This is a genomic window from Amycolatopsis saalfeldensis, from assembly GCF_900110575.1.
Lineage (GTDB): Bacteria > Actinomycetota > Actinomycetes > Mycobacteriales > Pseudonocardiaceae > Amycolatopsis > Amycolatopsis saalfeldensis.
Window position 1 is genome coordinate 147,278 of sequence record NZ_FOEF01000017.1, and the last position, 13,004, is coordinate 160,281.

General features: G+C 69.0%; 12 protein-coding genes. 6 read left to right on the forward strand and 6 right to left on the reverse strand.

The features are described from left to right. Nucleotides 1–127: 127 nt before the first annotated feature. Nucleotides 128–2,632, forward strand: a complete 2,505-nt coding sequence (locus BMY97_RS31910; RefSeq protein ID WP_091624090.1) for a DEAD/DEAH box helicase — start codon at nt 128–130, stop codon at nt 2,630–2,632. Here BMY97_RS31910 and BMY97_RS31915 read toward each other — a convergent pair. The 3 genes from BMY97_RS31915 to BMY97_RS31925 all read right to left on the reverse strand — a co-directional run bounded on the left by BMY97_RS31915 (nt 2,629) and on the right by BMY97_RS31925 (nt 4,914). Continuing rightward, nucleotides 2,629–3,036: an NAD(P)-binding domain-containing protein gene (locus BMY97_RS31915; RefSeq protein WP_425425351.1), complete on the reverse strand. Its 408-nt coding sequence runs from the start codon at nt 3,034–3,036 to the stop codon at nt 2,629–2,631. The two genes, BMY97_RS31910 and BMY97_RS31915, sit on opposite strands and share 4 nt — an antisense overlap. A gap of 194 nt (nt 3,037–3,230) precedes the next feature. After that, on the reverse strand, nt 3,231–3,818 hold the full coding sequence (locus BMY97_RS31920) for a hypothetical protein (protein ID WP_245787606.1): 588 nt from the start codon (nt 3,816–3,818) through the stop codon (nt 3,231–3,233). Between the two features lie 106 nt (nt 3,819–3,924). After that, nucleotides 3,925–4,914 carry a sugar-binding transcriptional regulator gene (locus tag BMY97_RS31925; protein ID WP_091624096.1) on the reverse strand — a complete coding sequence of 330 codons (990 nt, stop codon included), beginning with the start codon at nt 4,912–4,914 and terminating at the stop codon, nt 3,925–3,927. A 132-nt stretch (nt 4,915–5,046) separates the two neighbouring features. Between BMY97_RS31925 and BMY97_RS31930 the strand changes: the two genes are divergently transcribed. The 5 genes from BMY97_RS31930 (at nt 5,047) to BMY97_RS31950 (ending at nt 10,286) form a co-directional block, all read left to right on the forward strand. Then, entirely contained in the window at nt 5,047–6,051 is a 1,005-nt protein-coding gene (locus BMY97_RS31930) for a zinc-dependent alcohol dehydrogenase family protein (protein ID WP_091624099.1), read from the forward strand. Next, a complete protein-coding gene (locus BMY97_RS31935; protein ID WP_177231635.1) occupies nt 6,044–7,384 on the forward strand; it encodes an ABC transporter substrate-binding protein in 1,341 nt (446 codons plus the stop codon). Before BMY97_RS31930 ends, BMY97_RS31935 begins: the two co-directional genes overlap by 8 nt. Then, nucleotides 7,381–8,313 (forward strand): carbohydrate ABC transporter permease, encoded by a 933-nt coding sequence (locus BMY97_RS31940; protein ID WP_091624105.1) that lies wholly within the window; start codon nt 7,381–7,383, stop codon nt 8,311–8,313. The genes BMY97_RS31935 and BMY97_RS31940 overlap by 4 nt, the downstream gene beginning before the upstream one ends. A gap of 83 nt (nt 8,314–8,396) precedes the next feature. Continuing rightward, nucleotides 8,397–9,185, forward strand: a complete 789-nt coding sequence (locus tag BMY97_RS31945) for a carbohydrate ABC transporter permease (RefSeq protein WP_091624348.1) — start codon at nt 8,397–8,399, stop codon at nt 9,183–9,185. 12 nt (nt 9,186–9,197) lie between these two features. Further along, the gene (locus BMY97_RS31950; protein WP_091624108.1) at nt 9,198–10,286 is read left to right on the forward strand and encodes an ABC transporter ATP-binding protein; all 1,089 of its coding nucleotides are present in this window, start codon (nt 9,198–9,200) and stop codon (nt 10,284–10,286) included. A gap of 63 nt (nt 10,287–10,349) precedes the next feature. On the opposite strand, the gene BMY97_RS31955 is transcribed toward BMY97_RS31950, so the two are convergent. From BMY97_RS31955 to BMY97_RS31965, 3 genes are read right to left on the reverse strand one after another with little or no spacing between them, the layout of a single operon-like run. Continuing rightward, on the reverse strand, nt 10,350–10,544 hold the full coding sequence (locus tag BMY97_RS31955) for a ferredoxin (protein WP_091624110.1): 195 nt from the start codon (nt 10,542–10,544) through the stop codon (nt 10,350–10,352). Between the two features lie 40 nt (nt 10,545–10,584). Further along, the gene (locus tag BMY97_RS31960) at nt 10,585–11,793 is read right to left on the reverse strand and encodes a cytochrome P450 (protein ID WP_091624113.1); all 1,209 of its coding nucleotides are present in this window, start codon (nt 11,791–11,793) and stop codon (nt 10,585–10,587) included. A 10-nt stretch (nt 11,794–11,803) separates the two neighbouring features. Beyond that, complete coding sequence (locus BMY97_RS31965) at nt 11,804–13,000, reverse strand: cytochrome P450 (protein ID WP_091624117.1); 1,197 nt, start codon at nt 12,998–13,000, stop codon at nt 11,804–11,806. Nucleotides 13,001–13,004: the final 4 nt, after the last annotated feature.

The following is a 13,004-nucleotide window of genomic DNA, read 5'->3' on the forward strand; positions in this document are numbered from 1 at the left end:
GTGTACGCGCTCGTCCGAAAGTATCCCCCGGTCGGTGCGCGGTACCGCGAAGCCTACGGGTTTGGGCAAGCAGCCGCGATCGCCCCTCGCCAAGACCCGGCGAAGGGATGGCACGATGGGTCCCGCGATGACACTCACAGACCTCCTGCCTGCGGATCCTGATCCCGACGCCCTGTTCGAAGCCTTCTCCGCGTGGACGGCCGAGCGGGGCATCCAGCTGTACCCGGCGCAGGAGGAGGCGCTGATCGAGGTCGTCTCCGGCGCGAACGTGATCCTCTCGACGCCCACCGGCTCCGGGAAGAGCCTGGTGGCCGTCGGCGCCCACTTCACCGCGCTCGCCCACGGCCGCCGCAGCTTCTACACGGCGCCGATCAAGGCGCTCGTCTCGGAGAAGTTCTTCCAGCTCATCGAGATCTTCGGCGCGGACAGCGTCGGGATGATGACGGGTGACTCCTCGGTCAACGCCGACGCCCCGATCATCTGCTGCACGGCGGAAATCCTGGCGAACATGGCGTTAAGGCTCGGTGCCGACGCGCCCGTGGGCCAGGTCGTGGCCGACGAGTTCCACTTCTACTCCGAGCCGGACCGCGGCTGGGCCTGGCAGGTCCCGCTGATCGAACTGGACAAAGCCCAGTTCGTCCTGATGTCGGCGACCCTCGGCGATGTGTCCTTCTTCCAGAAGGACCTCACCCGCCGCACGGGCCGGACCACGGCGGTGGTCACCTCGGCGGAGCGGCCGGTGCCGCTGACCTTCCGCTACGCGCTGACGCCGGTGCACGAGACGATGTCCGAGCTGCTCCACGGCGGGCAGGCGCCGGTGTACGTGGTGCATTTCTCGCAGGCGGCGGCGATCGAGCGCGCGCAGACGCTGATGAGCATCAACGTGACCACCAAGGCCGAGAAGGACGCCATCGCCGAGCTGATCGGCGGCTTCCGGTTCTCCGCGGGTTTCGGCAAGACGCTGTCCCGGCTGGTCCGCCACGGCATCGGCGTGCACCACGCGGGCATGCTGCCGAAGTACCGGCGGCTGGTCGAGACGCTGGCGCAGTCCGGGCTGCTCAAGGTGATCTGCGGGACCGACACCCTCGGCGTCGGCATCAACGTGCCGATCCGCACCGTGGTGTTCTCGGCGCTGACCAAGTACGACGGCGTGCGGCAGCGGCACCTCAAGGCGCGCGAGTTCCACCAGATCGCCGGCCGCGCGGGCCGCGCCGGGTACGACACCGACGGGTACGTGGTGGTGCAGGCGCCCGACCACGTCGTGGAGAACGCGAAGGCGCTGGAGAAGGCGGGCGACGACCCGAAGAAGAAAAAGAAGATCGTCCGGAAGAAGGCGCCCGAGGGCTTCGTCAACTGGACCGAGAGCACGTTCGACCGGCTGATCGCGGCCGAGCCCGAGCCGCTGACTTCGAGCTTCCGGGTCAGCCACTCGATGCTGCTGAACGTGATCTCGCGGCCCGGCAACGCGTTCGAGCACATGCGGCACCTGCTGGAGGACAACCACTCCGACCGGCCAGCGCAGCGAAAGCTGATCCTGCGCGCCATCGCGATCTACCGCGCCCTGCTGACCGCGGGCGTCGTCGAGCGGCTGCCCGAGCCGGACGCGGACGGCCGCATCGTGCGGCTCACCGTCGACCTGCAGTTCGACTTCGCGCTGAACCAGCCGCTCTCGCCGTTCGCGCTGGCGGCGGTGGAGCTGCTCGACCTGGAGTCGCCTTCGTACGCGCTGGACGTCGTGTCCGTTGTGGAATCCACTGTGGACAATCCGCGGCCGGTCCTTTCGCAGCAGCAGTTCAAGGCCCGCGGCGAGGCCGTGCAGGCGATGAAGGCCGAGGGCATCGAGTACGACGAGCGGATGGAGCTGCTCGAAGGCGTCACGTACGCGAAGCCGCTGGAGGAACTGCTCACCGCCGCCTACGAGTCCTACCGCCAGGGCCACCCGTGGGTGGCGGACTACGAGCTTTCCCCGAAGTCCGTGGTCCGCGACATGTACGAGCGGGCGATGAACTTCGTGGAGTACGTGGGGTTCTACCAGCTCGCGCGGTCCGAGGGCTTGGTGCTGCGCTACCTCGCGGACACCTACGACGCCCTGCGCCACACCGTCCCGGACGAGGCGAAAACCGAGGCGCTGCAAGACCTCATCGAGTGGCTGGGCGAGCTGGTCCGCCAGGTCGACTCCAGCCTGCTGGACGAGTGGGAGGCGCTGCGTCATCCCGGCGAGGAAGGCCCCGTCTCGCAGCGGCCGCCGTCCGAGCCGCCCGGGGTCACCCGCAACGAGCGTGCGTTCCGGGTGCTGGTGCGCAACGAGTTGTTCCGTCGCGTGGAGCTGGCCGCCCGCCGCAACTTCTACGCGCTCGGCGAGCTGGACGCCGACGCCGGCTGGGACGCGGACGCGTGGGAAGACGCCGTCGAGGACTACTTCGACGAGCACGAGACGCTCGGCATCGGCCCGGACGCCCGCGGCCCGGCGCTCCTGCTCATCGAGCAGGAGCCCGACCTCTGGCGCGTCCGGCAGATCTTCGACGACCCGGCCGGCGACCACGACTGGGGCATCGGCGCCGAGGTCGACCTGCGCGCGTCGGACGAGGTGGGGGCCGCGGTCGTGCGGATCGTGGACGTGAACCAGCTCTAGGCCGGAGTGAGGATCGCCTGGGCGTCGAAGCCGGACATCCACCGGCCGATGGCGAACGCGGCCGTCGCCTCCAGGAGTGCGGCCCGCGTCAGGTCACCGGCTGCGATGGGCGTGCAGCCGACGTCCCGGACCAGCGACGAGACCGTCTCGGGCGCGCCGCACAGCGGAACGGCCAGCGGGCGGCCCTCGAAGACCGGCGGGGTCATGCGCCAGACGTCCACGTGGGCGAGGTTGAAGGCCTTCACCACCGACGCTCCTGGCGCCAGTCCCGCGATCCGCGCCGCGACCGGGGTGCCCGGCGGCGGTTCGGCACCGGTCGGGCCCGGGGTGTTGGTGCAGTCGACGAGGATCTTGCCGTCCAGCGCGAGCGAGGACAGTAAGCCGTCCATCGCGGAGGTGGGCACGGCCAGGAGGATCACGTCGGCGAAGTCCGCGGCCCGCCCGGGACCACGCCGTGCCGAGGGCGTCGGCCATGCCGCCGGTACCGAAGAGCGCGATGCGCATGGAAGGGTCCTCTCGTAGGCGCGAACTGCACCCGACGTTAGAAACCCGGTCAGGAACCGAAAGGTAACCAGACGAGGTCGTGGCGGCCCAGAACTCAGGCGGTCACCAACCGCGGCCGTCGCCCGCTCAGCAGCACGACCAGCATCACCAGTGACAGCGCCGGCAGCGGATAGCCCAGCAGCAGCCCGGCAATCGTGTCCACCACCGGCGCGGCGACGCCGAGTACGAACACCCAGCGCGGCGCCGTTTCCGGGCGGCGGGCGGGAGACCAGGGCGTCTTCGACCACGGCTTCGCGATCGAGACCCAGACCTGGAACGCGAGCGCGCCCACCATCACGGCGGTGCCCGCGATCAGCTGCCACGGCACCGTGCGCGGGGCCTCGGCCAGGTCGCCGAGCGCGGGGGAGAGCAGGAAGATCCCCGCATACAGCTGCGCGATCGTCAGCACGAATTTGACCAGCACCCACCAATGCCGGAAGAAGCCCCAGGCCGTCGCGCCCGCCAGGAGCAGGCCGGTGAACGCCGCGGCGTTGGCCATCGGGGCCAGCAGCAGGGTGTCGAGCCGGTGCGCCATCGACGTCGCGGCCGCAGACGGGCCCCGCAGGCCCACAGCCAGCAGCGTCATCAGCCCGAGCGCCTGGCTCAGCCACGCGACCGAAGACAGCACGTGCAGCCACGCCACCGTTTGCCGCCATCGAGGCGAAACCCGAGTCACCCCACCAGGATCGGGCCCGGCCCGGCCGGGCACATCCGGTGGATTCACCCAGTCGACCCTGAGATCCGACGGTTCAGTGGCGCGCCGGGAGCGGGTTCCGCGCCACCAGGTCCAGCAGGGGCACCGCCGCCGCGGCGTCGGTGACGAGGGTGGAGACCATGCCCGAGCGCAGGACGGCGTCCACGGCCGCGGCCTTGGGCTCGCTGTAACCGATGGCGATCACCTCCGGGACGGCGCGCAGGTCTTCGGTGCTGATCGCCAGGACGTGGTGCGCCAGCCCGGTCGACACGGCGTTGCCGGAGGCGTCGAACAGTCTCGCGGCCACCTCGGCCGTCGCGCCGCGGGCGGCGATCGCGGCGCGCTCGGCATCGTCGAGCGCGTCGTAGACGGTGGACTCGCCCGGCTGCCAGGCGCCGATGCTCACCACGGCCTTGGTCAGGTTCTTGAACTGGCCGAAGGTCTCCGCGATGCCCGGCTGACGGCGCAGCGTCTCCGCCGTCCGGCGGTCCGGCAGCACCAGCGGGCCGAAGATCGGGTACGCGTCGCCGCCGGACACCGCGGTCACGCGGCTGACCGTCTCGACCGACCGGCCCCGCATGTCCATCCCGGCCTGCACCCCGCACAGCTGCACGATCGGGCAGCGCGGCAGGGTCCGGATGGACTCGGTCATGGCGTTGACCGACCGCGCCCAGGAGAGCCCGACCACGTCCTTCGAGCTGACGATCTCTTCGAGCAGATGAGCGGCCAGCGCGCCGACCTTCTTGCGCACCAGCTCCCTCGGCTCCTTCACCGCCGTTCGCTCGAGCACCAGCGCGCGGTCCAGCCCGTAGGCCAGCCGCAGCTCGTCCGAAAGCTCCACGTCGACCGGCGCCGGCAGGTCGAACTCGACCCGCACCAGCCCGCTCTCCCGGGCCGTGTCCAGCATGCGGGCGACCTTGAACCGGCTGATGCCGAACTCGTCCGCGATCTCGAGCTTCGAGCGGCCCTGCACGTAGAAGCGCCGGGCCATGGTGGCCAGCTCCAGCGTCTCAGTCAGGCGGGGTTGCCCTTTCTTTCTGCTCATATGAGCACTATAACCTGAAAAACACCTGAAGAGGTTGACGTAACTCCCCAGAAACACCTCTAATGCTCTACACATGTTAGCTGAGCCATAGATCACAGTCGCTCAGATGAGCGAACAGGAAGGGGATGAGGCATGCGCGCCGCGATCGTGGACCGGCCCGGCGAAATCCGGGTCGGAGACGTTCCCGATCCGAAGCCCGGGGAGCGCCAGGTCGTCGTGAAGGTGGGTGCCTGCGGGATCTGCGGGACCGACCTGCACATCGCCGACGGGCACTTCCCGCCGACCCCGTATCCCATCGTCCCCGGCCACGAGTTCGCCGGGGAGATCGTCGAGCTCGGCGCGGACGTGCCGCCCGAGTGGAAGGTCGGCGACCGCGTGGCCGTCGACCCCTCGCTGTATTGCGGATACTGCACGCCGTGCCGCTCCGGGCACGGGAACCTCTGCGCCAACTGGAACGCGACCGGTGACACGGTGGACGGCGCGTTCGCCGAGTACGTCGCCGTGCCCGCGGACACCTGCCACCGGATGCCGGACTCGATGACCTGGGAGCAGGGCGCGATCGTGGAGCCCGTCTCCTGCGCCGTGCACGGCGTGCGCCGCATCGGCGTCGAGGCCGGCGAACGGTTCCTGGTCGTCGGCGCCGGCACGATGGGCCTGATCATGCAGCAGCTGCTGCAGCGTTCGGGCGCCGAAGTGACGGTGGTCGACCGCAACGCGAGCCGGCTGCCCCGCGCCACCGGGCTCGGCGCCGCCGCCGTGGCCGAGGACGTGTCCGCGCTCGACGGCGAGCTGTACGACGCCGCCGTCGACTGCACCGGGGCCGCGCCCGCCATCGAGTCCGCCTTCGACGCGCTGCGGCGCGGCGGACGGCTGCTCGTGTTCGGCGTCGCGCCGGCCGAGGCGCGGGTGGCCCTGTCCCCGTTCCGCATCTACAACGACGAGATCACCATCGTCGGCTCGATGGCGGTGCTGAACAGCTACGCCACCGCGCTCGACCTGGTGGCCAAGGGCGTCATCGACACCGAGGCCCTGATCACCGACACCCTGCCGCTCGAGCAGTACCCGGAAGCGCTGGCCAAGATGCGCAGCGGCTCCGGCCTGAAGATCCAGGTCCTCCCCGGAGGTGGCCGTGCGTAAACTCCTGTGCCTCCTGGCCGTGACAGCGCTGTTCGTGACGGGATGCGCCGGAGCCGGCTCGCTCGGCAACGGCGGCCGGACACTGGTCGTCGCGATCGTGTCCAACGCCCAGATGAAGGACGCCATTTCGCTCAAGGGCGAGTTCGAGAAGAACAACCCCGGCATCAACCTCAAGTTCGTCTCCCTGCCGGAGAACGAGGCCCGCGCGAAGATCACCGCCTCCACCGCCACCCAGGGCGGCGAGTTCGACGTGGTGATGATCAGCAACTACGAGGCCCCGCAGTGGGCGGCCAACGGCTGGCTCGAGAACCTCGAGCCGCACATGAAGGCCACCCCCGGTTACGACGAGGGCGACTTCATCCCGAGCATCCGGGAGTCGCTGTCGTACCAGAACCAGATGTACGCGGTGCCGTTCTACGGGGAGTCGTCCTTTGTGGTCTACCGCAAGGACCTCTTCCAGCAGGCCGGTCTGACCATGCCCGCGCACCCCACGTGGGACCAGATCGCCGACTACGCCGCGAAGCTCGACAACAAGCAGACCGGCGTCTCGGGCATCTGCCTGCGCGGCAAGCCGGGCTGGGGCGAGAGCCTCGCGCCCTTCACCACGGTCGCCAACACGTTCGGCGCGCAGTGGTTCGACAAGGACTGGAACGCCAAGCTGACCAGCCCCGAGTTCACCAAGGCCGCGAACTTCTACGTGAACCTGGTGCGCGACCACGGTGAGGTCGGTGCCTCCAGCGCCGGGTTCACCGAGTGCGGCACGCGGTACGCCCAGGGCAACGCCGCGATGTGGTACGACGCCACGTCGATGACCGGCACGACCGAGGACCCGTCCACCAGCCTCGTGGTCGGCAAGAACGGCTACGCCCCGGCCCCGGTCGACAAGACCCAGGCCAGCGGCTGGCTCTACACCTGGTCGCTGGCCATTCCCAAGGTGGCCAAGGACAAGGACGACGCCTGGAAGTTCATGGCGTGGATGACCGACAAGGAGTACGCGAAGAAGGTCGGCGAGACCTACGGCTGGAACCGCGTGCCGCCGGGCACCCGCAAGTCGACCTACGAGATCCCGCAGTACAAGGACGCGGCCAAGGCGTACGCGCAGCCGACGCTGGACGGCATCGCGAACGCGAACCAGCAGAAGACCATGGTCAACCCCGTGCCCTACCCGGGCATCCAGTTCGTCGGGATCCCCGAATTCCAGGACCTCGGCACCCGGGTGAGCCAGCAGCTCTCGGCGGCCATCGCCGGGCAGACCTCCGTGGCGGACGCGCTCGCGCAGTCGCAGAAGTACGCGGAGACGGTGGGCAAGTCCTATCAGGAGGTGGCCCGGTGAGTACGCTCTCGGTCCCCGCCGGCACGGCGCCGGCAACCACGTCCGCACCGGCGAAGAAAGAGACGAGCAAGTCCGGGAAGCGGCGGCTGCCGCTGCTGCCGGCGCTGATCTTCGTCATCGCGGTCACGCAGATCCCGTTCCTGCTCACGCTGTACTACTCGTTCCAGTCCTGGAACCTGGTGCGGCCGGGCTCGCAGCACTTCGTCGGCTTCAGCAACTACGTCGACGTCTTCACCGACACCACGTTCCTCGGCGCGCTGCTCAACACCGTGATCCTCACCGTGGTGTGCGTGCTGGTTTCGCTGTTGCTCGGGCTCGGGCTGGCGATCCTGCTCGACCGCAAGTTCGCCGGCCGCGGCTTCGTGCGGACGCTGCTGATCACGCCGTTCCTGATCCTCCCGGCGGCCGGCGCGCTGCTGTGGAAGACCACGATGTTCGACCCGACGTTCGGCTTGCTGCACTTCGTGTTCCACACCGACGTCGACTGGCTTTCGCAGTTCCCGCTGGCCGCGGTGATGGCGCAGATCGTCTGGCAGTGGACGCCGTTCATGATGCTGCTGACCCTGGCCGGCCTGCAGAGCCAGTCGAAGGAGGTGCTGGAGGCCGCCTCGGTGGACGGGGCGAACCGCTGGCGCACCTTCTACTCGATCACGCTGCCGCACCTTTCGCGGTTCCTGCAGCTGGCCACGCTGCTCGGCGCGATCTACATCGTGAACAGCTTCGACGCGATCTTCCTGATGACCCAGGGCGGTCCGGGCACGGCCAGCACCAACCTGCCGTTCTACATCTACCAGCGCGCGTTCGAGGGCTTCGACATCGGCCAGTCCTCGGCGATGGGCGTGGTCGTGGTCATCCTGACCATGATCGTCGCGACCTTCGCCCTGCGGCTGATGTTCCGGGCGTTCTCCGTGGACGGAGGCACGAAGTGAGTACCGCAACCGCCACCGCACCCGTCAGCACCGGCTCGGCACCACCGTCGCGCAAGCCGAAGCGCCGCGTCGGGGCGGGCTCGCTGACCGTCGTCACGTGGGTGCTGGCCATCCTGTTCGTCTTCCCGCTGCTGTGGATGATCCTCACCGCGTTCAAGCAGGAGTCCGACGCCTACAGCGATCCGCCGAAGCTGTTCTTCAAGCCCACCTTCGACCAGATCTCCGGGGTGCTGAACGGCGATTTCCTGCCCTACCTCGGAAACTCGGCGTTCGTCACGATCATCTCGACGCTTTTGGTGCTGCTGCTGGGCATCCCGGCCGCGTACGCGCTGTCGCTGGCGCCGGTGAAGGGCACGAAGAACGCGCTGAGCTTCTTCCTCTCCACGAAGATGCTGCCGATCGTCGCGGCGATCATCCCGCTGTACGTGATCTCGCAGAACACCAACCTGCTCGACACGGTGTGGGCGCTGATCATCCTGTACACCGCGATGAACCTGCCGCTGGCGATCTGGATGATGCGCTCGTTCTTCCTGGAGGTGCCGGGCGAGATGATCGAGGCGGCGCGGATCGACGGGGCGAACCTGCCGACACTGCTGCGCAAGATCATCATGCCGGTGGTCGCGCCCGGGGTGGCCGCGACCGCGTTGATCTGCGTGATCTTCTCCTGGACGGAGTTCTTCTACGCGGTCAACCTCACCGCTGCCCGGGCCGGCACCGTGCCGGTGTTCCTGGTCAGCTTCATCACCAGCGAAGGCCTGTACTGGGCCCAGCTGTCCGCTGCCGCGTTGCTGGCCTCGCTGCCGGTGATGATCGTCGGCTGGATCGCGCAGAACCACCTGGTGCGCGGCCTGTCCATGGGCGCCGTGAAGTAAGGGAGAGACACTGTGTCCGCTGAAGTGAGTTACGAGCAGGCGTCGCGGGTCTACCCCGGCAACCCGGGCGTGCGCGCCGTCGACAAGCTGAGCCTCGACGTCCCTGACGGCGAGTTCCTGGTGCTGGTGGGCCCGTCCGGCTCGGGCAAGTCCACCGCACTGCGGATGCTGGCCGGGCTCGAGGACGTGAACGAGGGCGCCATCCGGATCGGCGACCGCGACGTCACCGACCTGCCGCCGAAGGACCGGGACATCGCCATGGTGTTCCAGTCCTACGCGCTGTACCCGCACATGACCGTCGCCGACAACATGGGCTTCGCGCTCAAGTTGCGCGGAGTGTCCAAATCGGACATCGACGCGAAGGTGGCCGAGGCCGCCGCGATGCTGGACCTGACGAAGTACCTGGAGCGCAAGCCGAAGGCACTCTCGGGCGGCCAGCGCCAGCGCGTGGCGATGGGCCGGGCGATCGTGCGCGAGCCGAGTGTGTTCCTGATGGACGAACCACTGTCCAACTTGGACGCGAAGCTGCGGGTGGAGACGCGCGCCAACATCGCGAAGCTCCAGCAGCGCCTCGGCACCACCACCATCTACGTGACCCACGACCAGGTCGAGGCCATGACGATGGGCGACCGGGTGGCCGTGCTGAAGGACGGCGTGCTGCAGCAGTGCGCCGCGCCGCGGGAGCTGTACGAGAACCCGACCAACGCGTTCGTCGCGGGGTTCATCGGCTCGCCGGCGATGAACCTGGCGACCCTGCCGCTGGCCGCGGGCGGGGTCAAGCTCGGCGACCTCGTGGTGCCCCTGCCGACGGCCACGCTGACCGCCGCCCGCGCGGACAGCCTGACGGAGGTGATCTTCGGCGTCCGGCCGGAATCCCTGCGCCTGGTCGGTGAAGCCGAGGAGGGCTTCGAGCTGGTGGTCGAGCTGGTCGAGGAGCTGGGCGCCGACGCCTACCTGCACGGCAAGGTCGGCGACGACCGGTTCGTGGTCCGCGTCGACGGCCGCACGCCGCCCCGCATCGGGGACAACGTGCGCGTCGCGCTGCGCGGCGAGGGCGAGACCCACGCGTTCCACCCCGGCACGTCACTGCGCCTGAGCTGAGCAGCAGCGAAACCGTGAAGGCCACCTCGGACGTCCGAGGTGGCCTTCACGGTTTTCACCGGTCTACTCCTGCAGGGAGAGGGCCTGGCTCGGGCAGACGTTGACGGCCTCGCGGGCCTTGTCCACCAGCTCGCCGTCCGGCGTCTCGTTCAGCACGATGACCGTGCCGTCGTCCTCGCTCTGGTCGAACAGGGCGGGTTCGGTGAGCACGCACTGGCCGGCGCCGACACACTTGCCGGTGTCCGCGATGATCTTCATGACTTCCTCTTCCTGGCTCGTGGTGGGAGCACTCTGATCTCTACCAGGTCACCGGCAGCTGGTACAGGCCATAGATCGACGCGTCCTGCTTGAACGGCAGCTCGTCGATCGGGGCGGCCAGCTTCAGCCCCGGGATCCGGCGGAACAGGGTGTCGAAGACGATCTGCAGCTCGGCCCGGGCCAGGTTCTGGCCGAGGCACTGGTGCGGGCCGAAACCGAAGGCGACGTGGTGGCGCGCCCCGCGCTCGATGTCGAGCTGGTCCGGCTCCTCGAAGACCCGCGGGTCCCAGTTGGCGGTGTACCCGACCAGGAGCACGCCTTCACCCGCCTTGATGGTGACCCCGCCGATCTCGACGTCCTCGGTGACAAAGCGCGAGGTGGCCAGGTCGACGATCGTGAAGTAGCGCAGCAGCTCCTCGATCGCGTGGAGGGTCTTGCCGGGGTCGGCCTTGATCAGCTCGAGCTGCCCGGGCTGCTCCAGCAGGGCCACGGTGCTCAGCGAGATCATGTTCGCCGTGGTCTCGTGCCCGGCCAGCAGCAGCAGGAACGTCAGCCCGACCAGCCCGTCGCGGCTGTAGGTGCCCTCTTCCCGCAGCTTGACGATCTGCCGGCCCACCAGGTCGTCACCCGGGTCGGCCTCCTTCGAGATGACCAGGTCCCGCAGGTACGCGCGCACCCGGTCGGACGCCGCCCGCCGCTCCTCGAACGGGAGGTTCCGCTTGAGCAGCTTCGCCGTGTCCTGCTGGAACAGGTCGTGGTCCTCGTAGGGGACGCCGAGCATTTCGCAGATCACCAGCGACGGCACCGGCAGCGAGAGCATCTCCACCAGGTCCACCGGGCCGGGGGCGGCGAGCATCTCGTCGATCAGCCCGTCCACGATCTCCTGGATCCGCGGCCGCAGCGCGTTCACGCGCTTGACGGTGAACTCCCCGAGCACCGCCTTGCGCGCCGGGCCGTGCTGCGGCGCGTCCATCGAGATGATCGTCTTCTCGGACTCCGGGCGGTCGCGGAAGACGTTGCCGCCCTCCACCAGGATCGGGAAGTTGTCGTCGAACCGGTCGGAGGAGAACCGGCGGTCGTTGAGCGCCGCGCGGACGTCCTCGTGCCGGGTGATCAGCCAGGCGTGCTTGCCGTTGGGGATCCGCACGCGGGTGATCGGCTGCTCTTCGCGGATCTGCGTGTACAGCTCCGGCGGTGCGAACGGGCTCGTGCGCGAGAGCGGGAACTTCACTTCTTCGATCGTTGTCATCGCTCCTCCTTCACCAGGTGACCGGCAGCCGGTACAGGCCGTAGATCAACGCGTCGTTCTTGAAGGGCAGTTCGCCGACCGGGGCCGCCAGCGCCAGCGTGGGCACGCGGCGGACCAGGGTGTCGAAGACGATCTGCAGCTCGGTGCGGGCCAGGTTCTGGCCGAGGCACTGGTGCGGGCCGAAACCGAAGGCGACGTGGTGGCGCGCGCCGCGCTCGATGTCGAACGCGTCGGAGCCGGCGAACACCCCGGGGTCCCAGTTCGCGGCGTAGGTCATCACGACCACGCCCTCGCCGGCCTTGATGGTGACGCCGCCGATCTCGACGTCCTCTTTCGCCATCCGCGTGGTGTTGTCGACGATGGAGAAGTACCGCAGCAGCTCCTCGACGGCGACCGGCGTCTTGCCCGGGTCCGCCTTGATCGCCGCCAGCTGCCCGGGGTGCTCCAGCAGCCCCATGGTGCCGAGCGAGATCATGTTCGCCGTGGTCTCGTGCCCGGCCGCCAGCAGCAGGAACGACAGGCTGGTCAGTGCCGCGTGGTCGTACGTGCCTTCGGCCTTGCGCTTGACGATCTGACGGCTGATCAGGTCGTCACCCGGGTCCGCAGCCTTCGCCGTGACCAGGTCGCCGAGGTAGCCGGTCACGTTGTCCAGCGCCGCGCGCCGGTCGTCCTGGCTGGTCGCCCGGCTGATCAGCTTCTTGGTGTTCTCCTGGAAGAACTCGTGATCGGCGTACGGGACGCCGAGCATTTCGCAGATCACCAGCGAGGGCACCGGCAGGGAGAGCCGCTCGACCAGGTCGGCGGGCTTCGGGCCGGCCAGCATCTCGTCGATCAGCTCGTCGACGATCTCCTGGATCCGCGGCTTCAGCTCCGCGATCCGCTTGACGGTGAACTCGCCGAGCACCGCCTTGCGCTCCGGGCCGTGCTGCGGCGCGTCCATCGCGAGCATCGTGCGCTCGGACTCGGAGCGGCGCAGCGCCTGGCCGCCCTTGACCAGTGTCGGGAAGGCCGGGTTGAACCGGTCGGCGGAGAACCGCGGGTCGTTGAGCACGGCCCGCACGTCCTCGTGCCGCGAGACCACCCAGGCCTGCTTGCCGTCCGGGATCCGCACCCGGTGGACCGGGTCCTGCTCCCGCGTCGCCGTGTACTCCTCGGGCGGCGCGAACGGGGACGTCCGGCTGATCGGGAGCTCTTCCATCGTGGTCATGGCT